The organism is Yersinia sp. LJYL362, assembly GCF_048323875.1.
Map to the genome: position 1 here is coordinate 1 of NZ_JBLWEX010000258.1, position 23,223 is coordinate 23,223.

Sequence of the window (23,223 nt, forward strand, 5' to 3'; positions counted from 1 at the left end):
TACGGCTGAGTGGGTCTTGCAGGTTACTGGCGACATAGTCGGCAATATCTTGTTTATCCATGCTGCCATCAGTGGAAACAAACGCCACCATCATCAGGGTATTATCCCCTGATTTAGACACTGAAACACCTTGCTGCTGTACATCTTGCGGCAACTTTTTGATAGCGGATTGCAACTGGTTTTGTACCTGCTGCATAGCTTCATTAGGATTGGTTCCAGCCTGAAAAGTCAGGGTTATTGATGTACTGCCGGAGTTACTGCTTTGTGATGACATATACAGCAGATTATCCAGACCGGTCATACTTTGTTCTATGACCTGCGTGACAGTATTTTCCAGTGTTTGTGCCGAGGCTCCGGGGTAGGATGCACTAATGCGCACATTGGGCGGTGCCAGATTAGGGTATTGCTCAACCGGCAGTGTTGATATTGCCAATGCGCCAGTCAGACACAAAATTATCGCCAATACCCAAGCAAATATTGGGCGGTCGATGAAAAAATTAGCCATGCAGTGCCAGCCTCTCGGGTTAAATACAGCAGAATCCACGTTGCACTTTACGCGGGAATGCTTAAGAAAACGTGAAGAAAATAAGGAGAAGCTGTAAATAACATCGTAAAAATCGAGTTAATTCACCTTGATGGTAAAAAGAGTGATATATCCTAAATAATTCGAGGTGTAGGAAGGCAGCCCACGCATATGCAGCTTGAAGTATGACGGGTATAAACAGGTGTTTTTTCTGGTATCAGGTAGACTATTAAATAGCTATCCAACCTTGGAGGATGTTATGGAACTTAATCCGGTATTTGCCCGTCGTCTCTACCTTTGTTGGTTGATAAGCCGAGGGGAGTCGCTGAATGTACCGCGCTTGATGGAATTGACTGGCTGGCCACGGCGAACATTACAGGATGTGCTGAAAGCGCTGCCCGGTTTGGGCATCACCATGACATTTGTACAGGATGGTGTGCGCAATAATGCGGGATATTATCAGTTAGACAGTTGGGGGCCGCTGAATAAAAAATGGATAGACGATAACCATAATTTTATCTTAGCAGCCATTGAGTAATCTAATAACTTGGCTGCTATTAAATAATATGGTGGTTATTAATATTGTTTATTTTCTAAATACATGATGGTTGCCGCAACGCGTGAGCGGACATTCAGTTTCCGTAATAAATTGCGGATATGCACTTTCACGGTTTCTTCTGAAATGTGTAACTCAAACGCGACTTGTTTATTGGACATTCCTCGCGCGACTTCTTGCAGCACATCTAATTCTCGCTCGGTTAATTCAGAGAATGGATTAACCTGCTCATCTCGCGAGGATAAATATTGTGTGACTGCATCACTGAATACATTCTCACCCTTTGAAGCCAGACGGATATTTTCCAGTAATATTTCAGGTTCACTGTCTTTAAGCAGATAACCATCTGCGCCTGCATCAATCATGGCGTAGACATCACTGCGCGCATCTGAGACGGTTAAAACAATAATTCGCGCATCAATACCTTCATTACGCAAAGCTTTCAATGTATCCAGCCCAGACATGCCTTTCATATTTAGGTCAAGCAGAATGACATCTGGCTGGCACTTGGCCGCTTCAATAATGGCATCACTGCCGCAATTGGCTTCAGCAACCACATCAAAGTTGCTATCCAGCTCAAGTAACTGCTTGATCCCACGGCGCATGAGGGGATGATCGTCAACGATCATTATAGTGTGACTTTTGGTCATGATAAGTAATGTCCCTGTAACCGATAGCATTAAATGTCTGGCTGTTGAACGTGGATTATTTGGCGGCATTAATTTGGCCAACCATGTTATCCATCATAGTTAGTTGAACCACGCGTTAAGTGTACCTCAAAACTTCGGCCAAATTCATTTAACCGCGCCAGTTTATCTAAAGAATAATCACCAAAATATCATTTCTTTTTGATAGCCATTCTCATTAAGCAAATCGTTATATAAAAAAAGTAATAACGCAAATAGATTTAATCGTGAGAAACCACGCAAATAACCACTAAATTAATTGATCTTGCTCAATATCTACCAACGATTAACTCTAAAGAGTAATTATTTTATTACTCATTATTCTGTATTTAATACCTAGACACTGGGGAATTCTCTAATAATACAAATAACAATCATTATCATTGCTTTGGTGTGACTCACCGAGCTTTAAATGAACACTCTCCTAAAGTACACGCGGGCGCGCCAGTAGATGTTAAGGATATCAGTATGACTGATTTATCGCGGCGTAAATTGCTGACGGGTTCTTGGCAAGCAGGTAAACAGCAGCCCTCGGCTATTCGGCCACCTTGGTCGGTTAGCGAAAGTGATTTTATTGCTGGTTGTACCCGTTGCCAAAACTGTGTTGCCGCTTGTGAAACTGGCGTATTGGTTGCTGGCAGTGGTGGATTTCCTGAAATAGATTTTCAGCGTGCCGAGTGCAGCTTCTGCCAAGCCTGTGTGCAGGCCTGTGAAGTGGGCGTTTTTACTTCAACGGCGCAACCCGCCTGGTCGCTGAAAATCAATATCTCTGACCGCTGTTTACCTTTTCACAATATTGAATGCCGCAGTTGTCAGGATAGTTGTGAAACGCGGGCGATAAAATTCCGTCCGCGCCTAAACGGCATTGCTCAGCCCGAATTAGACCTTCCTGCTTGTACCGGCTGTGGTGCCTGTGTACCCAGTTGCCCCGTCCAGGCAGTAACCCTTACCCGGAGTGAAGATGGACGATAAAGAATGGCATGTCTGTGGATTGGTGATACAAGCCAAGCCTGCGCGAATAGCGCCACTCATCGACAGCCTGCTGGCGATTCCGGGCACAGAAATACCCACCAGTGATACCGCTCTGGGTAAATTGGTGGTGGTTATGCAGGCAGCGCGCTCAGACGTGCTCCTGAATTATATTGAGTCAGCACGCAATCTGGATGGTGTGCTGGCTGTATCGCTGGTTTATCACCAGCAGGATCAGCAAGGTGAGGAAATGCCATGAAACTCAGTCGCCGGGATTTTATGAAGGCCAATGCCGCAGTTGCTGCGGCAGCCGCAGCCGGATTGACCATACCCACCGTCGCCAAGGCGGTTGTGGGTGAGACAACAAACGCAATCAAATGGGATAAAGCGCCTTGCCGATTCTGTGGTACTGGCTGCGGTGTTTTGGTTGGCACGCAAAATGGCCGTATCGTGGCATCTCAAGGTGACCCGGATTCACCGGTCAATCGTGGGTTGAACTGCGTTAAAGGCTATTTCCTGCCTAAAATCATGTACGGCAAAGACCGCCTGACCCAGCCACTGCTGCGGATGAAAGACGGCCAGTATGATAAAGAAGGTGATTTTACTCCGATCAGTTGGGAGAAAGCCTTTGATATCATGGAGCTGAAATTCAAAAATGCACTGAAAGAAAAAGGCCCGACCGCCGTAGGCATGTTTGGCTCCGGCCAGTGGACAGTGTGGGAGGGTTACGCGGCGTCTAAACTGCTGAAAGCCGGTTTCCGCTCCAACAACCTTGATCCCAATGCGCGTCATTGCATGGCTTCTTCCGTGGTGGGCTTTATGCGTACCTTCGGTATGGATGAGCCAATGGGTTGTTATGACGATATTGAAGAAGCAGATGCCTTTGTGCTCTGGGGCTCCAATATGGCGGAAATGCACCCTATCTTGTGGTCACGCATGACCAGCCGTCGTCTGACGAATGAGCATGTCAGAATTGCGGTGCTGTCTACTTTTGAACATCGCAGCTTTGAACTGGCCGATAACCCGATCGTCTTTACCCCACAGACCGATCTGGTGATTATGAATTACATCGCCAATTACATTATTCAAAATAATGCCGTTGATCAGGGCTTCCTGGATCGCCATGTGAACTTCCGCCGTGGTGCAACGGATATTGGCTATGGTTTACGGCCAACACATCCACTGGAAAAAGCGGCCAAAAACCCCGGTAGTGATGCATCAGAACCGATGAGTTTTGATGATTTTAAAGCCTTTGTTGCTGAATATACGCTGGAAAAAACCGCCAAAATGAGCGGTGTGCCGGAAGATCAATTAGAGTCACTGGCGCAGTTGTATGCTGATCCGAAAGTGAAACTGGTGTCTTACTGGACGATGGGCTTTAACCAGCATACTCGTGGTGTTTGGGCCAATAACATGTGCTACAACCTGCACTTGTTAACCGGCAAGATCTCTAAACCAGGTTCTGGGCCTTTCTCTCTGACCGGCCAGCCTTCCGCTTGTGGTACAGCCCGTGAAGTGGGGACATTCTCCCACCGCCTGCCTGCCGATATGGTGGTCACTAACGAAAAACATCGCCAAATTGCCGAAACCAAATGGCAACTGCCAGCGGGTACGATTCCGGAGAAAGTGGGTTTACATGCCGTAGCGCAAGATCGTGCGCTGAAAGATGGCACGCTTAATGCCTACTGGGTGATGTGTAACAACAACATGCAGGCCGGGCCAAATATCAATGAAGAGCGCATGCCGGGTTGGCGTGATCCGCGTAACTTTATTGTAGTTTCAGACCCTTATCCCACTATCAGTGCCCTGGCCGCTGACCTTATCTTACCGACCGCGATGTGGGTCGAGAAAGAGGGCGCTTACGGCAATGCTGAGCGCCGTACCCAGTTCTGGCGTCAACAAGTGCCTGCACCGGGTGAAGCGAAATCTGACTTATGGCAGATCGTTGAGTTTGCCAAGCGCTTCAAAGTTGAAGAAGTATGGCCTGATGAGCTGATTAATAAGAAACCGGAATATCGCGGTAAGACGCTGTATGACGTGCTGTTTGCCAATAATGTGGTGAATAAATACCCACTGAGTGAAATTCCTGCTGACCAATTGAATGATGAAGCGCGTGATTTCGGTTTCTACATCCAAAAAGGGCTGTTTGAAGAGTATGCCGATTTTGGCCGTGGTCATGGTCACGACTTAGCGCCGTTCGATCGCTACCATCAGGAACGCGGCCTACGCTGGCCGGTGGTGAATGGTAAAGAAACGTTGTGGCGTTACCGTGAAGGCTTTGATCCCTTCGTACCAAAAGGTGAGGACGTGCGTTTCTATGGCAAACCGGATGGTAAGGCCGTGATATTTGCATTGCCTTATGAACCGGCGGCGGAAAGTCCGGATCAGGAATATGACTTGTGGCTCTCCACTGGCCGTGTTCTGGAGCATTGGCATACCGGTTCCATGACCCGCCGAGTGCCTGAATTACATCGTGCTTTCCCTGAAGCGGTACTTTTCATTCACCCATTGGATGCTAAAGCTCGTGGTTTACGGCGCGGTGACAAAGTGAAAGTGATTTCACGCCGTGGCGAAGTGATTTCGCTGGTGGAAACCCGTGGCCGTAACCGTCCACCACAAGGGCTGGTGTACATGCCGTTCTTTGATGCTGCGCAGTTGGTGAATAACCTGACATTGGATGCTACCGATCCGTTATCCAAAGAAACTGACTTCAAGAAATGTGCAGTCAAATTGGCTCGGGTTGTCGCGTAGTTCAGAAGATAGCGCGCAGTTCAGGAAGAGCGGTGTTCTCAGGAGAAAATAATGAATAACACGATGTTTCACGCATTCAATCGCCGGGTAATATCTGTGGTATCGCTACTGGCGGTATTGCTGATAGCTGGTGTCGTCAATGCTGCCAGCAATGTCGAGATGGATTTAAGCCAATCACCGGAAGTCTCTGGTACGGCAGAAGGTAAGGTGAAAATGCCCAAACAGCAACAGCGGATGGCGCTGAACTATGTTAACCAACCCCCACTGATCCCACATAGTGTTGATGGCTATCAAATCAGCAAAAACACCAACCGTTGCCTGCAATGTCATGGCGTTGAACATTATCGTACTACGGGTGCGCCGCGTGTTAGCCCAACCCACTTTATTGATCGTGATGGCAAGGTATCGAGTGAAGTATCCCCACGTCGCTACTTCTGCTTGCAATGCCATGTGCCACAAACTGATGCAGCACCGATTGTCGGTAATAGCTTCCAGCCAGCACCTGGCTTTGGTCAATAAGCGAGATGGCTATTGTGAGAATAAAAAATGAATGAAACTAAAAAGCCCGGCATGATCAAACGAATATGGCAGTGGTGGCGTCGGCCGAGCCGGCTGGCGCTCGGCACATTACTGCTGATTGGCTTTGTCAGTGGCATCATTTTCTGGGGCGGTTTTAATACCGGTATGGAAATGGCGAATACTGAAAAATTCTGTATTAGCTGCCATGAAATGAAAGACAACGTTTATCAGGAATACATGGGAACCATCCACTACAGCAACCGCAGTGGTGTGAAGGCGACCTGCCCGGATTGCCATGTGCCCCATGAGTGGGGGCCGAAAATGCTGCGTAAAATCAAAGCCAGTAAAGAGCTATATGCCAAGGCCTTTGGTTTGATTGATACACCGCAGAAGTTTGAGGCTCATCGCCTGACGATGGCGGAAAACGAGTGGGCGCGGATGAAAGCCAATGGTTCGCAAGAGTGTCGCAACTGCCATAATTTTGACAATATGGACTTCACGGCGCAGAAAACGGTGGCGGCGAAAATGCACAGTAAAGCGATTGAAGAAGGTAAAACCTGCATCGATTGCCACAAAGGCATCGCCCATAAGTTGCCGGATATGAAGGATGTACCCACTGGTTTCTGATAGCAACGTTTCTAATATCTCACCTTAAATGCTCCGTTATCGGGGCATTTTTATTGCGCTGGTTCCTATTGCAAATGAACAAGGACTAGCGTTAGCTAAGTAAATAAAATTCTAGGGTGTTTTGGGGATTAAAGAAGGTCTTATGTCAGTCAAAATTGAAAATATTCGCAGTGAATTGTTATCTAAAAACTGGTTCAAGCTCCACAAGTACACCTTTGATTTAATAGATGATAATGGAACGTCAGTACAACAGATTCGCGAAGTGTATGACCGAGGAAATGGCGCGACTATTCTGTTGTATAACCGCCCCAATGGCACTGTCTTGCTGATTAACCAATTCCGTATGCCAACCTATGTCAACGGCAATCCCGACGGCATGTTGCTGGAAACTTGTGCCGGTTTGCTGGATAACGACTCGCCGGAAGAGTGTATTCGCCGTGAAGCCATGGAAGAAACTGGCTATCAGGTTGATAACGTACAAAAGCTGTTTGAAGCTTATATGTCGCCGGGTGGCGTGACTGAAATTGTCCATTTCTTTGCTGCGGAATATCATGTGGCTCAAAAAGTGACTGACGATGTCGGCGTTGAAGATGAAGTTATCGAGGTGGTTGAGTTGCCCTTCACTGAAGCTATTGCCATGATCGCGGATGGCCGAATTAAAGATGGTAAGACCATCATGCTTTTACAATATGCGCAAATCCACAATTTATTAGGTTAGTATTCCTTCTTCTCCGAGTGATGCTCTGCATTTGTTGCCGCGATTTCGCGGCACTTAATTCCCCGATTGTTGATTATTCCCCCCTGATTGATCAGTAAATTATGCTGTTGATATAAAAATGTTATGCAGAGTATGCCCTGCTTCATAGATTGTGATAATTCACTCACTATACTGGTTCCCTACCACCTCAAAGAATAAAAGCAAAGGGAACCTACAATGGACGAACAATTGAAACAGAGCGCGCTTGATTTCCACCAATATCCTACTCCGGGGAAAATTCAGGTGTCGCCAACTAAACCGCTGGCGACCCAACGGGATTTGGCGCTGGCTTATTCTCCAGGTGTTGCTGCTCCGTGTTTGGAGATTGCGGCTGATCCACTGGCTGCCTATAAATATACGGCGCGCGGCAACCTGGTCGCAGTGATTTCAAACGGTACCGCGGTACTGGGGCTGGGCAACATTGGCGCATTAGCGGGTAAACCGGTCATGGAGGGGAAAGGGGTTCTATTTAAGAAATTCTCCGGTATTGATGTGTTTGATATTGAAGTAGATGAACTCGATCCCGATAAGTTGATCGACATTATTGCTTCACTGGAACCGACATTCGGTGGCATTAACCTGGAAGATATTAAAGCGCCCGAGTGTTTTTATATTGAGCAGAAATTGCGTGAACGCATGAAGATCCCGGTGTTCCATGATGACCAGCATGGTACCGCGATTATCTGTACCGCTGCGGTACTCAATGGCTTGCGTGTCGTGAAAAAAGATATCAGCGATGTGAAACTGGTGGTGTCTGGGGCCGGGGCGGCATCTATTGCTTGTCTGAATTTGCTGGTTGCACTGGGATTAAAGCATCACAATATTACGGTATGTGATTCTAAGGGTGTGATTTATAAAGGCCGTGAAGCCAATATGGCTGAAACCAAAGCGGCTTATGCAATTGAAGATAATGGTCAGCGCACCTTAGGCGATGCGATGCCAGGTGCGGATATCTTCCTCGGCTGCTCCGGCCCGGGTGTCCTCACGCAAGATATGGTGAAAACCATGGCCCCCAGCCCGCTGATTTTGGCGCTGGCGAACCCTGAACCTGAAATCCTGCCGCCACTGGCAAAAGCTGTGCGCCCTGATGCGATTATTTGCACCGGCCGTTCGGACTACCCGAACCAGGTGAATAACGTGCTGTGCTTCCCGTTCATTTTCCGTGGCGCATTAGATGTGGGCGCGACCACCATTAATGAAGAGATGAAACTGGCCTGTGTGCATGCGATTGCTGACCTGGCACTGGCTGAACAGAGTGATGTGGTGGCATCAGCCTACGGTGAACAAGACCTTTCCTTTGGCCCTGAATACATTATTCCTAAACCATTCGACCCGCGTTTGATTGTGAAAATCGCACCGGCGGTGGCGAAAGCAGCAATGGATTCCGGTGTGGCAACCCGTCCAATCACTGACTTTAGTGCTTACATCGAAAAACTGACGGAATTTGTCTACAAAACCAACTTATTTATGAAGCCGATTTTCTCGCAAGCGAAAAAAGAGATGAAGCGGGTAGTCTTGGCGGAAGGGGAAGAAGAGCGAGTATTGCATGCGACTCAAGAGCTTATTTCCCAAGGGCTGGCCTATCCTATCTTGATTGGTCGCCCAAACGTGATTGAGACTCGGCTGAAGAAGTTGGGCCTGCAAATTACGGCGGGGAAAGACTTCGAAGTGGTCAATAATGAGTCTGACCCACGCTTTAATGAATATTGGCACGAATACTATCAAATCATGAAGCGCCGTGGGGTTTCGCAGGAACAGGCGCGTCGGGCAGTGATTGGCAACCCAACCCTGATTGGCTCCATTATGGTTCATCGGGGGGAAGCCGATGCGATGATTTGTGGCACCATTGGCACTTATCATGAGCATTATGATGTGGTCGAAAAAGTATTCGGTTTCCGCGAGGGGGCACATGTGGCGGGCGCGATGAATGCGTTGTTGCTGCCAACTGGCAATACGTTTATCGCTGACACTTACGTCAATGATGACCCGACACCTGAGCAGTTGGCCGAGATTACTCTGATGGCGGCTGAAACGGTGCGCCGTTTTGGTATTGAGCCAAAAGTGGCACTGTTATCTCATTCGAGTTTTGGTACCTCGGATTGCCCGGCCGCGCGTAAAATGCGCCGCACACTTGAGTTGGTGAATCAGATGGCACCTGAACTGGAGATTGACGGTGAAATGCATGGGGATGCCGCGCTGGTAGAAAGTATCCGCCATAACCTGATGCCAGATAGCCCACTGAAAGGGGCTGCGAACTTACTGATAATGCCAAATATGGAAGCGGCGCGAATCAGTTATAACTTGCTGCGAGTGACCACTTCAGAGGGCGTGACCGTTGGGCCGGTGCTGATGGGGGTGGCAAAACCGATTCATATTCTGACGCCGATTGCTTCTGTGCGCCGAATCGTGAATATGGTGGCATTAGCGGTGGTAGAGGCGCAAACCCAGCCATTGTAGTTTCTGGTGTTATAACGTGATGAACCAGAAGGGGAGCTATATTGGCTCCCCTTTGGGTTATTAAATTGTAAAACTGCGAATGCAGGGCTGGCTTCTTGTCAGCAGATTATATGAATATATATAAATGACTCTATACAATAAAAATTGATCTATTATCGATTGCGTTTATGATTAACTGAGTCACCTAAGGTTATTGGTGGTTATTTAATAAGATATGTCTTGTTTTTATAGGGTAAATATTTAATCGCAATGCTGTTTGATAGATATTAATTGTTCGTTTTATCTTGTTTGATATCTATTATTTTGTTTAACTTAATGATTTTTAAGGTTATTCTGTTTTTGCTAAATGTCTTTTCATTTTAAGATCTGTTGTGATTTTATTTTACATAATAGGATTATTCCCAGCACGGCAAGGTGTGTCTGAATTACTTTATCTATTGGTATTGATACCATGATTACCAATAGATTGATGCGCTGTGTTCGTTTGTTTAATATCAAGGGTAATCCAATGATTTCAGTTGTGTCTTTAAGTCAATCATCATTTTTTGGGGCAGGATTAGACTATGTAGTCTCGGATATCATGCCACTCAAAAAATCTAATCGTTTAATATCGCTAAATAATTTTACTGATATTGCTGAGGTCTGTGATTATATCGAGGTGCACAGCGTCGATTTCTTAATAATTGATTATACCTGGCCAGGTGAAAACTGGTTAAATATGATAATTTCACTGAAGGAACGGATGAGATATCATCCTATTAAAATAGTCAGTATTATTGGTGAGAAAATTCTTGAAATAGAACACATTGTTATTAAGCAAACCTCTTATCTGTCTTTTGATTTATACAATAGTATCCAAGGGCTACAATTGGTACTTTCTGATAGCTCCGCCATTAAAGGACGGAGTAATAATGATATTAACATTGATGATATTCTCTATATCTACTATTTAAGAAAATTTAAAATAACACAAAGAGAGTATACCATCCTTAGCCTGATTTTATCGGGTGACAGTAATAAGGAAATTTCACAAAAACTTGATATTAGTGAGAAAACTGTGAGTGGCCATCGACACAGTATTTATATCAAACTAAAAGTTAAGTCGGTAGGGCAGCTTTATAATAAATTACTTAATCAGGCTGTGTGTTGTTAGTCTCCGTTAACGAAGATTCTGTATGATTTTGAGACATTTTCTGATCAGGTCATTTGAGTCAGATTTCTTATTAATATAGGCATAATACGATACTAAACCATTATTTTAAAAGGGGAGTGGGGACATGTGGACATTGAATTGTTTCGCTAAGAATGACTGCATCATAAAGGGGAAAATCGCTAAGTAGTCTGTATTGGCGACCAGAGTTACAGCGTTGAGTGAGTTGGTTGTTTCAATATTTGCATTATCATTGACATGAATATCATTAAAAGAGTTTCCTGGAGTAAATAAAGCTCTTTGGGTATTGATATTCCAAATTAAGCGCTGTTCTTGCAACCAGTCATCTTTAGTTATGTCACCAGAAATTCTACTGTGTGAATTACTTAATAAAACCCCCAGTGGAAACGACCCTAAATGATAACTGACTAATGAACGGTCTATATCTAAAATAGAGCCGATATCGATATCTACTTCACTATTTCTTAACCGTGATACTCGTTGCTCACTGGTATAATGACTGTCAACATATTTGATAGTAAAACTTTCGCCCATATCGCTGGACTGTGACAGTTGGTATATTTGGCAACTTAGCCAATGTTGGATTAATGGGCTGGCACTGATTGTCAGCGAGTTTTGGGCCGAATCACTATTTTTTCCGGCAGCAATGGCATTATCAATCAGGTCTGCGGCAGATGAAAAATGGCTGTTGAGGGTTATTGCGAGTGTGGTCGGAACCAAACCTTCTTTGGTGTTAATGACAATCCGGTCATTGAATTCATGCCTCAAGCGAGCAAGACCGTGGCTAACCGTTGAAATTGCGACATCCAGCTCTTCTGCTGTGCGGGTAACACTACGAAACTCAATCAGGCATTGCAGCAATTTCACCAGATTGTAATCAAATTTTTTCATATACCAGCCCGCATTGAAGGTTTATATAAAGTATATAGCACGATAAAACCAAACTATTCATTGTGGGCTGTAGGGGCAGGGATAGCGCTAAATTTTTAGTTATCGATATTTAGACTCGCGCTTTAATCGCTTGCTGTAGCCATTTATCCAGCTCATTGGCAAATTGCTGGCGATCGCGCTGATTTAAGGTATTAGGGCCACCAGTTTGAATACCGCTGGCGCGCATAGTGTCCATAAAGTCACGCATATTCAACCGCTCACGGATAGTATCTGGAGTATAGCGTTCACCGCGCGGATTTAACGCAATGCCCCCTTTCTCAATCACCTCGGCGGCCAACGGAATATCTGCAGTGATGACCAGATCATTTTTTTCGACGCGCTGTACGATTTCGTTATCAGCAACATCAAAACCAGAAGCAACTTGTAATGTGCGAATAAACTTTGAAGGCGGGGTTTTTAGTGGCTGGTTTGCCACCAGCGTTACCATCATGCCAGTTCTGTCTGCGGCACGAAATAACACTTCTTTAATAACATTCGGACAAGCGTCCGCATCAACCCAAATTTGCATCAGTGATGTTCTCCTGCGGCTAGCCAGTTTTTTACCGGCAGAAAATCTCGGTACAGCGCCGCTTCAGCGCTGTCTGCTGCCGGTTGATAATTATATTCCCAACGCACCAGTGGCGGCATGGACATTAAAATAGATTCTGTGCGCCCACCGGTTTGTAACCCAAATAACGTGCCGCGATCCCAGACCAAATTAAATTCAACATAACGACCCCGACGATAAAGCTGAAATTCGCGCTCACGCTCGCCCCAACTCAGAGTTTTGCGCCGCGCGACAATCGGCATATAAGCATCCAGGAAACCGTCGCCGACTGCTTGAGTAAAGTTGAAACAGGTATCAAAGTCGGGGCTGTTTAAATCGTCGCTGTTCAAATCGTCAAAGAACAGGCCGCCAATACCACGAGCTTCATCACGATGCTTAATATAAAAATAGTCGTCGCACCATTTTTTATAACGCGGATAGAGTTGTTCGCCAAAAGGTTGGCACAGGTTATAAGCGGTTTGATGCCAGTGAATTGCATCTTCTTCAAAACCATAGAAGGGGGTTAAATCAAAGCCACCACCAAACCACCACACCGGATCTTCGTCAGGCTTTTCAGCAATAAAAAAGCGTACATTGGCATGGCTGGTGGGCAGATAAGGGCTATTCGGGTGAATAACCAGTGACACGCCGAGCGCCTGAAAACTGCGACCCGCCAGTTCGGGGCGATGTGCGGTGGCAGATGCTGGCAGTGCTGCGCCAGAAACATGTGAAAAGTTTACCCCTGCTTGCTCGAAAACTGCCCCTTTGACCATTACCCGACTGCGGCCACCGCCACCTTCTTCACGCACCCAGTTTTCTTCTGTGAATTTGGCGCTGCCGTCAGCTTGGGCCAGCGCGGCACAGATTTTATCCTGTAAATCCAGCAGGTAGGTTTTGATTTGGTCTATATCGGGTAAATTCATCTGAAGGGTTCTGGTAGCCGGGAAATTATAAGGGACCAAGTATACCGCGATTTGCCGCCATTGTTGTACTCTCGCTGTGGAGTTGTGCTGAGTGGGTTGGAATCCGACACAATTTATCCAATTCTCCTATCATTACGTACTATCACTATGGGAAATATCACTTTATTATTGCGTGATATAATTTTGTGTAATGATCAGCATATCCATTTGACTCAAGGGTGCGAATATCCATGGAAATCCGTGTATTTCAGCAAAGTGATTTTGAAGAAGTGATTCTGCTGTGGGAGCATTGTGACTTGCTGCGGCCCTGGAATGATCCGGAAATGGATATTGAACGTAAACTAAATCATGATCCCGAATTGTTTCTGGTGGCGGAAGTCAGTGGCGCGATCGTCGGCTCAGTAATGGGAGGGTATGACGGCCACCGAGGCTCTGCTTATTATCTGGGCGTTCATCCTGATTTCCGGGGACGTGGCTTTGCCAATGCGCTGATCAGCCGGCTGGAAAAGAAATTGATTGCCCGCGGCTGCCCAAAGCTCAATATCATGGTGCGCGAAGACAATGACGCGGTAATCGGCATGTATGAAAAGCTCGATTACGAAACCCAAGACACGATTATGCTGGGCAAGCGGCTGATTGTGGATCAGGAGTATTGAGGGTTTAGTTGTTTGAATTTAAAGGGTATTAATTTTAAATTCACTTTTAATTCGATAGCGCCACTGGCCGAAATGACCGAGCAATAGATAAGGTGATTTTGGCCTTTACTACTAGATTTCCAACCTTCTTTTATTCCGTTCTCTCCCACAAAGAGCTCTTATTTACCATAGATTATTCATCTGTCTTTATCCTTGAAGCTATGGAGGCTTACACCTGTTGGATCTGAATTTCCCCTCTAGCAGGAGGGGATTCTTATTCCTAATGTGGTATATGGTTAATTTGCTGGGACAATATTGCGCCCAGGATTAAAATCATAATAAGTCGGTGCTCTTTGAATTCCTAATTCCTGACCCAGATCTTTGAATCCTGCCATATATTCAGACATCATACCAGATGAATATAACTCATCTTGAATATCCTCTATTTCTTGCTCGGTGTAGTCAGAATAATTATCTTTAAGTATTCTAACCCCAGTGATGTCAGTAAGATCGGAAGTTTTTTTATAAGTTTTAGCATATGGGTTATCTAATGTTTTGGAAATTAAAAGTTTGTTTGCATCATATACCTTACCGTTAATATTTATCTTTTCAATAACCGTTTCATGATTAATATCTAACTTAATAAGTTGAGATGTGTAATCACTGAATGCTTTTTTTATCTCGGTGTATTGATCTGAACTCTTTTGGTCACCCCGTGAGTTAGCAATATTAATTATCTCGTCAAGTTTACTATTAACATTGTTAACAGATTGAGACAGTAGGTCTGCCCGAATCATTCCTCGCTGATAAAAATCATATATTTCATTGAGTTCAAATTCTACCTTATTGAATTTGACACCGATCTCAGTCTCCATTTCAAAAATCTTATCCACATTACTTTTTTTATTTTGATAGGTAGATTTAAAAGAAACATAGGCTTTATCTACATTTATCTTACGTTCTGCGTAACCGCTATCATCAAATGTCACTATATTTTTAGTTTTTTTATCGCGTATATAAGCACGGCCATCTTTATTTGAATATTCTAAATTATTTATTTTGGTATTTTTAAATGTTAAGGTGTCAATACCACCAGCATCTTTAATAACATAGTTGCTAACCCCGAGGTCTATATTGAAATTGCCATTTCCTGCACTCCCCTTTAATACTATTAATTCAATGGTTGGATCTTCTGTGGTATGGTTATTATCTGTCATAATTTTCCATTTTTTGTAAGTTTGTTTTGTGTTTTATATTTACAGGCGGTTTGTCTTGGCTTGCCTGACAAGTTGTACTCTAATCACTTTTTAGTTCAGTTAAAATAAACAAATAATAAACATCTTCTCACAGTAATTTAATTAAATATATTTATATAAAATATTGTTGAATGACATTTCATTTGTAGGTTCAGGAATAAATAGGAGACAAAAGTATTGGGTACTGAATTTATATAAATACAGTACCCGAGGTTAAGCCGACTTATTTAATCTTAGTGATATTTTTCACATCAACTTCCACAGAGTTCCAGTCTTTATCCACTTTCCCTTCGATTTGGACTTTATCTTGTGGCGTGATGGTTTGGCCTTTCCAGCGTTTGCTGTCGATATCGACAGTAATGGTGCCGGTGCTATCGCGGAAAGTATAAGTATCATGGCCCAAGCGCTCGGTAATATTCCCTTGCAAGGTAACATGGGCATCATCACGCATGGTTTTCACTTTATCTACCGTGGTGTTGCTGGCATTTGGCCCTGAGAACCCGCCTTGAGCGGCTGGCTGAGTCTGCGTTGTTGCCGGGCCGTCAAAACCACCTTGCGCTGCGGTTGATGCACTTTGCGCCAGGAATGGTGTGCTGCACAACATAACCAAGGTTGCAGCTAAGGTCAGTTTCTTCATTTTATTGCTCCTTCAATGAATGAATTATTGCATTTGAAACCAGAGGCCTTGTTAGCCTCGTTACCCAATACTAGACCAAAATGACGTTAGAATTTGCCTAATAAGAGATTAGCCCATTGCGAAATATAACTATCTGATGGGTATAAATGGGGATAAAGTCTATTTTATCAAGCTGATTAGCGGTATTTTCTTCTGTGGGTGAATTCGTTTGATGACACCGATTATGGGAAAGAATGATGAAAGCCTACTTTGTGATGGCACTTTTTCAGCCGGCCGGACTCCAATCTCTGGTTATCATTTTCAACTGTCATGCTCTTGCTTCCATGCATAGTCTTTTTGCAGGAGAACTTATGGGATGCAGTGGTTTTTTTAGGAGTTTTAGATGAATATTTGCCCACGATTGTCTGGGATGCGCTGGTTATTACTGGGAGCCCCTTTGTTGCTGGCAGGGTGTTCAGCCACGTCCAGTTTTTCTTGGTCAAGTTTGTCTCCGCTTAATTGGTTTGGCGGTAGCAGCAGTATGCAAGTTACCGATAAAGGTGTTGGTGGTATTACAGCCAGTACGCCGTTGAGTGAAAATGAGATTAAAGAAGGACTGAAAGGTGATTATCGGCTGCGCAGCGGTATGGCAACTAATGATGGCAAGTTAGTGTCGTTCTATCAGGCAATGAAAGAAGACCAAATCAAGTTGGTTATCTCCGGCCAACCAAAAGGCACAGTAGAGCGCATTGATGTCATGGATAAAGATATTCCGAGCCAATGGGGGGTCAGTATCGGCACGCCATTTAGCCAATTGTATAAAAAAGCCTTTGGTGTCTGCCGTCAAGGTACCGGTGATGATCATGCACAAATAGAATGTGCTGCGCCAGATAGTCAGCATGTCAGTTATTTATTTGATGGTGACTGGCATGGTCCGGAGGGCTTAATGCCATCTGACGATGCTTTGCAAAGCTGGAAAGTCAGTAAAATTATATGGCGCGCTAAAAGCGAATAAATATTATTCTCTTTTTATTGTAAGGCGCGGCTTATATTTGCGCCTTAATAATATTCTTCCTTCTCAAGGCCTCGGCCCCAGCTCAGTTTTATTTTGCGCTGACGCAAGGTTATTTTAATCGCTTCAGCTATGATATTCGGCATAATCAATATTGGCTGTTAGTGAGGAAATAACATGACTCAAGTTCAGAGTGGCATTTTGCTGGAGCATTGCCGTTTTGCCATTTTTATGGAAGCAAAAGTGCAGGGCGAATTTGATGCCATTCGCCAAGGATGTAAAAAATTCTGTCAGGCATTGCAAGAGTTACAACAGCAATTCCCCAATGAGCATTTAGGCGCAGTTATTGCTTTCGGTTCAGATATTTGGCATGACTTGTCTAATGGTCAGGGCGCGAAAGAGTTAAAGCCTTTTACCGCATTAGGCAAAGCGCCGATGATTGCTCCTGCCACCCAACGTGATTTATTAATTCATATTCAGTCATTACGCCAGGATATCAACTTCACTCTGGCGCAAGCTGCGGTGGCTGCGTTTGGTGATGCTATTGCGGTTGAAGAAGAGACTCATGGCTTCCGCTGGGTTGAAGAGCGTGATTTTACTGGCTTTATTGATGGCACTGAGAATCCGCAAGGTGAAAGTCGACCTGAAGTGGCTGTTATTGCTGATGGCGAAGAAGATGCGGGCGGCAGCTATGTCTTGGTTCAGCGCTATGAACATGATCTGAAAAAATGGCAGCGTATTCCAGAACATAAACAAGAACAAATTGTAGGGCGTACCAAACATGGCAGTGAGGAATTGCCTTCAGATCAACGCCCCGATACCTCTCACGTCAGCCGGGTTGATCTTAAAGAGAATGGTAAAGGGCTAAAAATATTGCGTCAAAGCTTGCCTTACGGTACTGCCAGTGGCAAACACGGTTTGTATTTTATTGCCTATTGCGCGCGGTTGCACAATATCGAACAGCAATTACTGAGCATGTTTGGTTCAATAGACGGTAAGCACGATCTGTTATTAGGTTTTAGTAAGCCAGTAACCGGCAGTTATTATTTTGCGCCGTCTCTGACTAAGTTATTGTCTTTATAAGTGCAGCTCTTCTGAATGACGAAAGGCCGGTTTTCCGGCCTTTATCTTTTTGTGATGAGTTATCTATTGTAATTAAATCGCGATGGCATCCCGCATTCTATTCACCACGGTTTGTTTCTGTTCTTTAGTCAGCGCACGTAATGGCAGGCGTGGATTACCGGCATCAATACCGTGTAATTGCATTGCAGCTTTACCGGCAGCAACGCCACCAAATTCGACCAAAACGCGAATAAGAGCAATAACCTGATCCATACCGCGTTGTACGGCAACTTGATTGCCAGCATTAAAATCAGCAATGATTTTATGGAATAGCGGCGCGGCGTAATTATAAGTACTGCCGACTGCGCCAATAGCTCCCACTGCCAGACCACCCGGTAAATGTTCATCAACCCCGAATGGAATATCAAATTTGCCACCGCTGACGCGCAGACAGCGTTGGAATTCATACAAATCCGCATTATTGAATTTAATTCCTGACAGATTTGGGATTTTTGATTCGGCTTTGATGAGGAATTGTTCCATATCCAAATTCACACCGGACATTCCGGAATGATAGTAATAGAAACCTTTTGAAGGTGCGGCTGCCGCGATGGCCTGACAATAGGCAATCAGGTCGTCAATATTACCCGGCTTAAAGAAGCATGGGCCGATGGCTGAGGTCGAGAAAATATCCAGTGTTTCGGCATGACGTGAAAGGTCGACAGCATCTTTAATGCTGAGTGCGCCAGTGTGTAAAGTAATGCTCAGTTTACCTTGTGCCGCTTTTACCCAGCGCTCGGCAATTTTTTTGCGCTCTTCTACCGAGCAATGAATACCTTCACCCGTGGTGCCACACACATAGACCCCTTTCACACCATCATTCACCAGATGCTCGGCAATTTGGTCGATGACGGGATAATTGACTTCACCCTGCTCATCAAAGGGAGTGTGCGGAGCTGCGATCAGGCCGGTTAACTTTTTCATACGCATCCTTAATAAATCAGAGAGAGTGGGGGGCATGGTTAGCCAAAATAGTTTTGAGTACCAGCGACATCTTGTTGTGCCATCAGTGACTCGTTAGTTTTGCTGCTTCGTGTTCTTGTGGCGCATGTTGAATTGCTTCACAAAACCAACTGCAAATATGTTCTATACGCGTGATGGCGGAGCCAACGGTTACGGCATAAGCGCCGGCTGATATTGCCGCTGCGGCTAAGGCTGGAGAGTTATAACGGCCTTCAGCAATCACCTTACAGCCCGCTTGAGATAACTGTTTTACCAGTTCTAAGTCCGGTTCAGTGGGGACGGGGGTTTGGGTATAACCGGATAATGTCGTGCCGATAAAGTCGATGCCTAAGCGGTATGCTAACAGGCCATCTTCAATACAAGAGGCATCCGCCATCGCCAGGCAGCCCGTTGCCTGCACCCGCTGGAATAAATCTTCCACTGAAACCGGGCGTGGGCGGCAGGTGACGTCAAAAGCGATAATATCGGCTCCGGCGGCACTTAACGCATCAACATCTTCCAGCCACGGTGTGATCCTGACTTCTGAGTCAGGCAAATCACGTTTAATAATGCCGATGATTGGGGCATCGGTAACCCGGCGCACCGCTTCAATATTGCTGATGCCCTCAACACGCAGACCTACTGCGCCGCCCGCCAGTGCTGCCAATGCCATTGCCGCGACAATTTCTGGCGTATCCATAGCACTGCCAGGTACGGGTTGGCACGAGGCGATGAGGCCATTCTGGAGCTGGTGGCGGAGACGACTTATTTTAGTTACGTTCAGATTGCTCACGGTCTTTAGCTCCGATAAAATATTTTAAATGAAGTTTTACTCCACTATGTTAGATCTTTTATTTGCAGGGTGCAATGGTCAACCTTTCATTAATCAGGTCAAAAAGCGTTTATTGTGGAGCGTAACTCCAATACTTAAAAAATAATGGAGTTGTGGCCAAAAAATTGTCATAGTGATTCTATCAACATCATTACAGGTCAAGAGGGTTGCACCAGATGGGAAAAGTGTTGGCACTGGATATCGGTGGAACAAAAATTGCGGCAGCGATGGTGACCGAGAGTGGCATGTTAATTGGCCGCCAGCAGGTGGCCACACCTCGAGGCGGGGCAGCACAGCTGGCGCTAGCACTGAAAACGTTAATTGAGCCTTATCGTAATCAGGTTGATTTTATTGCTGTTGCCTCAACTGGCATTATCAGTGATGGTCGCCTGACCGCGCTTAATCCCGCCAACTTGGGCGGCTTAGCAGATTTTCCGTTACAAGAATGCATCCAATCGATCGCTGATTTACCTTGTGTGCTGCTTAATGATGGGCAGGCGGCTGCCTGGGCTGAATATCAGGCATTAAGCCATAAGAGTGACAATACGATTTCGATAAACAATATGATGTTTGTGACGGTTTCCACGGGAGTGGGCGGCGGCATTGTGTTGAATAAAAAACTGTTGGTCGGTAATCACGGACTGGCCGGGCACATAGGTCATACGCTGGCCGATCCTCATGGCTTGTTGTGTGGTTGTGGCCGTAAGGGGTGTGTCGAGAGTGTGGCTTCCGGTACGGCAATCGGCGCGGAAACCTTGGGTTGGAAGCAACCGGTGACTGCCGCCAAAGTGTTTGAGTTGGCACAACTTGGCAATGTTCATGCGGAAAACATTATTAACCGCTCCGCAACTGCCATTGCTCAGATGCTGGCAGACATGAAAATGGCGCTGGATCTGGAAGTGGTCATTCTGGGCGGCAGTGTCGGGTTAGCACCAGGATATTTAGAGCGGGTCATTGGCGCACAAAAAACCTTGCCACAAATCTATCGTGTGCCGCTACAAGCAGCTTATCACCGGCAGGATAGCGGGTTGTTAGGTGCAGCATTATGGGCCAAAGATACTCTTTGTCATTGAAGTCTCAGCGGTGTTAGCCGCTCTCGCTCACCCGAATCACTTACTTGAGTAAGCTCATCGGGATTCGTTCGTTTGCTGCCTTGCTGCGACACCAATGACTTTGAGTATATATTTTATGATTGAATATTGAGGTCAATATGATCAGTGGATCATTAACACAAACAGCTTTTTTCAGCGGATTACCAGAACGTCTGCAATGGGTTTTAGCCTATTTGGCTAAGGCGCCGTTGGCTCAATTGAGTTGCGGGCGTCATGAAATAGATGGCGAGCTTATTTTCATGAACGTGATGGAGTTCGATACCCAACCGGCTGAAAATAAGAAAGCTGAAATGCACCAAACTTATGCCGATGTGCAACTACTCATCAGCGGCGTTGAAGGGATTGAATACTCGGTATTGACGCCCACCGAGCATCTTGAGCCTTATCATGCTGACGATGACTACCAGCTGATTGCTGAAATTCCAGATAAAAGCCAATTGCGCATGTTACCGGGGATGTTTGCGGTATTTCTGCCGGGTGAACCGCATAAGCCGGGTTGCCAAATCGCCGGTTCTGGCACTATCAAAAAAGCAGTGGTGAAAGTTCACCATTCTTTATTGTGAAGAAACTATCTCTATGATTTTTATATAATAAGAATGCACGTTATCTTTGACATCTTCCCCGGCCCCCCGGGGTTTTTTTATTGATCTCACCCCGCACAATACCGCCATTCTTCTTCACGAAATGGGCCAGTTATGTCATGATGCGCCGCAGAACTGTCTCCTGTCCGTCAATTCTCTTTCCCTTGAGGTGTCCGCGTGAAAACTGGTGCCCCCCGTTTTAAGCCAGGTAAAATTCTTGATGCCTTGGGTGCGATGCAAAATAGCCTGACCCGCTCAGCGCAGCGTATTGCTGCCTATATTCTGGCAGAACCCGCTAAAGTGACTCAGCTTTCCATTGCTGACCTTTCTGCGCTGACACAAGCTGGTGAAGCCACGATTATCCGTTTTTGTCGCACGCTGGGTTACAAAGGGTTTCAGGATTTCAAAATGGATTTGGCCATTGAAGTGGCAACCCGCCATAACAATGAAAACAGTCTGTTAGATGCTGATGTACAAGAGGGGGATGATACGTTGGCGATTGGCAATAAATTGCAATCGGCGATTAATAATGTGTTGTCTGAAACCCTGAATCTGTTGTCTATCGAGAGTGTCGAGCAGGTGGTTAAGCTATTGCGCCCGGCTGATCGTATCTGCATTTTTGGTGTCGGTTCATCCGGTATCACTGCGGAAGATGCCAAAGGCAAATTGATGCGTATCGGATTGCGGGTCGATGCGGCCACAAATAATCATTTTATGTATATGCAGGCTTCTTTGATGCGCCCCGGTGATGTAGCAATTGGTATCAGCCATTCGGGAACCTCAACTGAGACGGTACATGCATTAAAACTGGCAAAGCAGGCCGGTGCGACCACTGTGGCGCTGACGCACAATATGGGCTCCACCATTACTGAACTGGCGGATTATGTGCTGATTAACGGCAACCGTCAGGGGCAGCTGCAAGGGGACTCCATTGGCACCAAAATTGCCCAATTATTCGTGCTCGACCTGATTTACGCCTTGCTGGTCAAAGCTGATCCGGCTCAGGCAGAAAGCATTAAACGTAAAACCACCCAAGCTGTTAGCCAAAATGGATGACCGGTAATCTATTTCTGCTGTCATTTCTCGCCGCTGCTGCGGGGATCTTCCGCCAGCGGTGGTAAATACCCCGCATCCTGTTGCTTATCTCACTCACCTCAGCATTTCGCCATCTTTGTCACGTTTTAGACACATTGTGATTGAAATAGCGGGCTGATCTTATACACTCAAATGGAGTTTTACTCCTTTGATTGATTTTATTTGGAGTTAAACCACATAAATATAAATGTGGCGAAAACCGTCTGGTAGTGACAGATTAAGTGATGCTAAACAATCAGTTGCTATGGTTTACCTGCCGCGAGGAAAACAGTTTCTGCCAGTGAACTTGGCTGGTGGTGGAGAGAGAGCGACGCTATGAGCACTTCAGTACAAGCACAAACGGACAAACCACCTCGTGGAGACAAACCATTGCGCTGGTATAAGCAGCTTACCCCTGCGCAATGGAAGGCATTTATTGCCGCCTGGATCGGTTATGCCCTGGACGGCTTTGATTTTGTTCTTATTACTCTGGTTCTGACTGATATTAAACAGGAATTTGGTCTGACACTGATTCAGGCTACCAGTCTGATTTCAGCTGCGTTTATTTCACGTTGGTTCGGTGGTTTGGTACTGGGTGCTATGGGTGACCGTTATGGCCGTAAAT

General features: G+C 45.6%; 24 protein-coding genes and 1 pseudogene. 16 read left to right on the top strand and 9 right to left on the bottom strand.

Features of this window, described 5'->3' with window-relative positions; all coding sequences use genetic code 11:
* A partial coding sequence (locus ACNSO8_RS15365; protein WP_418395151.1) for an efflux RND transporter permease subunit occupies positions 1 to 505 on the bottom strand: 505 nt, incomplete at its 3' end.
* A gap of 277 nt (positions 506 to 782) precedes the next feature.
* Between ACNSO8_RS15365 and ACNSO8_RS15370 the strand changes: the two genes are divergently transcribed.
* A complete protein-coding gene (locus ACNSO8_RS15370) occupies positions 783 to 1,061 on the top strand; it encodes a winged helix-turn-helix domain-containing protein (RefSeq protein ID WP_019081763.1) in 279 nt (92 codons plus the stop codon).
* Positions 1,062 to 1,099: 38 nt separating this feature from the next.
* Here ACNSO8_RS15370 and ACNSO8_RS15375 read toward each other — a convergent pair whose 3' ends face one another.
* The gene (locus ACNSO8_RS15375) at positions 1,100 to 1,729 is read right to left on the bottom strand and encodes a response regulator (protein WP_005165685.1); all 630 of its coding nucleotides are present in this window, start codon (positions 1,727 to 1,729) and stop codon (positions 1,100 to 1,102) included.
* A gap of 504 nt (positions 1,730 to 2,233) precedes the next feature.
* Between ACNSO8_RS15375 and napF the strand changes: the two genes are divergently transcribed.
* From napF to ACNSO8_RS15415, 8 genes are all read left to right on the top strand, one after another.
* A complete protein-coding gene (napF, locus tag ACNSO8_RS15380) occupies positions 2,234 to 2,737 on the top strand; it encodes a ferredoxin-type protein NapF (protein ID WP_019081762.1) in 504 nt (167 codons plus the stop codon).
* Positions 2,727 to 2,993 (top strand): chaperone NapD, encoded by a 267-nt coding sequence (napD, locus tag ACNSO8_RS15385; protein ID WP_019081761.1) that lies wholly within the window; start codon positions 2,727 to 2,729, stop codon positions 2,991 to 2,993. The genes napF and napD overlap by 11 nt, the downstream gene beginning before the upstream one ends.
* The gene (gene napA / locus ACNSO8_RS15390; RefSeq protein WP_019083673.1) at positions 2,990 to 5,485 is read left to right on the top strand and encodes a nitrate reductase catalytic subunit NapA; all 2,496 of its coding nucleotides are present in this window, start codon (positions 2,990 to 2,992) and stop codon (positions 5,483 to 5,485) included. Before napD ends, napA begins: the two co-directional genes overlap by 4 nt.
* A gap of 51 nt (positions 5,486 to 5,536) precedes the next feature.
* Positions 5,537 to 6,004, top strand: coding sequence for a nitrate reductase cytochrome c-type subunit (gene napB / locus ACNSO8_RS15395; protein WP_019081760.1), 468 nt, complete (start codon positions 5,537 to 5,539; stop codon positions 6,002 to 6,004).
* A 27-nt stretch (positions 6,005 to 6,031) separates the two neighbouring features.
* Complete coding sequence (napC, locus tag ACNSO8_RS15400; protein ID WP_005172326.1) at positions 6,032 to 6,631, top strand: cytochrome c-type protein NapC; 600 nt, start codon at positions 6,032 to 6,034, stop codon at positions 6,629 to 6,631.
* Between the two features lie 142 nt (positions 6,632 to 6,773).
* Complete coding sequence (gene nudK, locus ACNSO8_RS15405) at positions 6,774 to 7,349, top strand: GDP-mannose pyrophosphatase NudK (RefSeq protein ID WP_019081757.1); 576 nt, start codon at positions 6,774 to 6,776, stop codon at positions 7,347 to 7,349.
* 216 nt (positions 7,350 to 7,565) lie between these two features.
* A complete protein-coding gene (gene maeB / locus ACNSO8_RS15410) occupies positions 7,566 to 9,845 on the top strand; it encodes an NADP-dependent oxaloacetate-decarboxylating malate dehydrogenase (protein WP_019081755.1) in 2,280 nt (759 codons plus the stop codon).
* 508 nt (positions 9,846 to 10,353) lie between these two features.
* Positions 10,354 to 10,998 (top strand): response regulator transcription factor, encoded by a 645-nt coding sequence (locus tag ACNSO8_RS15415; protein ID WP_162197864.1) that lies wholly within the window; start codon positions 10,354 to 10,356, stop codon positions 10,996 to 10,998.
* A gap of 105 nt (positions 10,999 to 11,103) precedes the next feature.
* On the opposite strand, the gene ACNSO8_RS15420 is transcribed toward ACNSO8_RS15415, so the two are convergent.
* The 3 genes from ACNSO8_RS15420 to hemF all read right to left on the bottom strand — a co-directional run bounded on the left by ACNSO8_RS15420 (position 11,104) and on the right by hemF (position 13,416).
* Complete coding sequence (locus ACNSO8_RS15420) at positions 11,104 to 11,907, bottom strand: LysR family transcriptional regulator (RefSeq protein ID WP_418395152.1); 804 nt, start codon at positions 11,905 to 11,907, stop codon at positions 11,104 to 11,106.
* A gap of 109 nt (positions 11,908 to 12,016) precedes the next feature.
* Complete coding sequence (locus tag ACNSO8_RS15425) at positions 12,017 to 12,475, bottom strand: YaiI/YqxD family protein (protein WP_019081752.1); 459 nt, start codon at positions 12,473 to 12,475, stop codon at positions 12,017 to 12,019.
* Entirely contained in the window at positions 12,475 to 13,416 is a 942-nt protein-coding gene (hemF, locus tag ACNSO8_RS15430) for an oxygen-dependent coproporphyrinogen oxidase (RefSeq protein ID WP_411919182.1), read from the bottom strand. The genes ACNSO8_RS15425 and hemF overlap by 1 nt, the downstream gene beginning before the upstream one ends.
* A gap of 230 nt (positions 13,417 to 13,646) precedes the next feature.
* On the opposite strand from hemF, the gene ACNSO8_RS15435 reads away from it, so the two are divergent.
* On the top strand, positions 13,647 to 14,072 hold the full coding sequence (locus tag ACNSO8_RS15435) for a GNAT family acetyltransferase (protein WP_005172297.1): 426 nt from the start codon (positions 13,647 to 13,649) through the stop codon (positions 14,070 to 14,072).
* A 275-nt stretch (positions 14,073 to 14,347) separates the two neighbouring features.
* Here ACNSO8_RS15435 and ACNSO8_RS15440 read toward each other — a convergent pair whose 3' ends face one another.
* Positions 14,348 to 15,268 (bottom strand): hypothetical protein, encoded by a 921-nt coding sequence (locus tag ACNSO8_RS15440; protein WP_050160883.1) that lies wholly within the window; start codon positions 15,266 to 15,268, stop codon positions 14,348 to 14,350.
* A 262-nt stretch (positions 15,269 to 15,530) separates the two neighbouring features.
* A complete protein-coding gene (locus tag ACNSO8_RS15445; protein WP_019083666.1) occupies positions 15,531 to 15,944 on the bottom strand; it encodes a YgiW/YdeI family stress tolerance OB fold protein in 414 nt (137 codons plus the stop codon).
* A 382-nt stretch (positions 15,945 to 16,326) separates the two neighbouring features.
* Between ACNSO8_RS15445 and ACNSO8_RS15450 the strand changes: the two genes are divergently transcribed.
* Together ACNSO8_RS15450 and ACNSO8_RS15455 are read left to right on the top strand one after the other, a co-directional pair.
* Entirely contained in the window at positions 16,327 to 16,938 is a 612-nt protein-coding gene (locus tag ACNSO8_RS15450; protein WP_019081748.1) for an RpoE-regulated lipoprotein, read from the top strand.
* A 174-nt stretch (positions 16,939 to 17,112) separates the two neighbouring features.
* The gene (locus ACNSO8_RS15455; protein WP_019081747.1) at positions 17,113 to 18,018 is read left to right on the top strand and encodes a Dyp-type peroxidase; all 906 of its coding nucleotides are present in this window, start codon (positions 17,113 to 17,115) and stop codon (positions 18,016 to 18,018) included.
* Between the two features lie 72 nt (positions 18,019 to 18,090).
* Here the strand turns inward: ACNSO8_RS15455 and ACNSO8_RS15460 are convergent, their stop codons facing one another.
* Both ACNSO8_RS15460 and ACNSO8_RS15465 read right to left on the bottom strand, forming a co-directional pair.
* Positions 18,091 to 18,981, bottom strand: coding sequence for a dihydrodipicolinate synthase family protein (locus tag ACNSO8_RS15460; protein WP_418395153.1), 891 nt, complete (start codon positions 18,979 to 18,981; stop codon positions 18,091 to 18,093).
* Between the two features lie 82 nt (positions 18,982 to 19,063).
* Complete coding sequence (locus ACNSO8_RS15465; protein ID WP_418395154.1) at positions 19,064 to 19,792, bottom strand: N-acetylmannosamine-6-phosphate 2-epimerase; 729 nt, start codon at positions 19,790 to 19,792, stop codon at positions 19,064 to 19,066.
* A gap of 215 nt (positions 19,793 to 20,007) precedes the next feature.
* On the opposite strand from ACNSO8_RS15465, the gene ACNSO8_RS15470 reads away from it, so the two are divergent.
* From ACNSO8_RS15470 to ACNSO8_RS15485, 4 genes and pseudogenes are all read left to right on the top strand, one after another.
* On the top strand, positions 20,008 to 20,904 hold the full coding sequence (locus ACNSO8_RS15470; protein ID WP_019081744.1) for an N-acetylmannosamine kinase: 897 nt from the start codon (positions 20,008 to 20,010) through the stop codon (positions 20,902 to 20,904).
* Between the two features lie 137 nt (positions 20,905 to 21,041).
* The gene (nanQ, locus tag ACNSO8_RS15475; protein ID WP_019081743.1) at positions 21,042 to 21,506 is read left to right on the top strand and encodes an N-acetylneuraminate anomerase; all 465 of its coding nucleotides are present in this window, start codon (positions 21,042 to 21,044) and stop codon (positions 21,504 to 21,506) included.
* Positions 21,507 to 21,701: 195 nt separating this feature from the next.
* Positions 21,702 to 22,580, top strand: coding sequence for a MurR/RpiR family transcriptional regulator (locus ACNSO8_RS15480; protein ID WP_019081742.1), 879 nt, complete (start codon positions 21,702 to 21,704; stop codon positions 22,578 to 22,580).
* Between the two features lie 354 nt (positions 22,581 to 22,934).
* Positions 22,935 to 23,223 (top strand): annotated as a pseudogene (locus ACNSO8_RS15485) (MFS transporter); the annotation flags it as partial.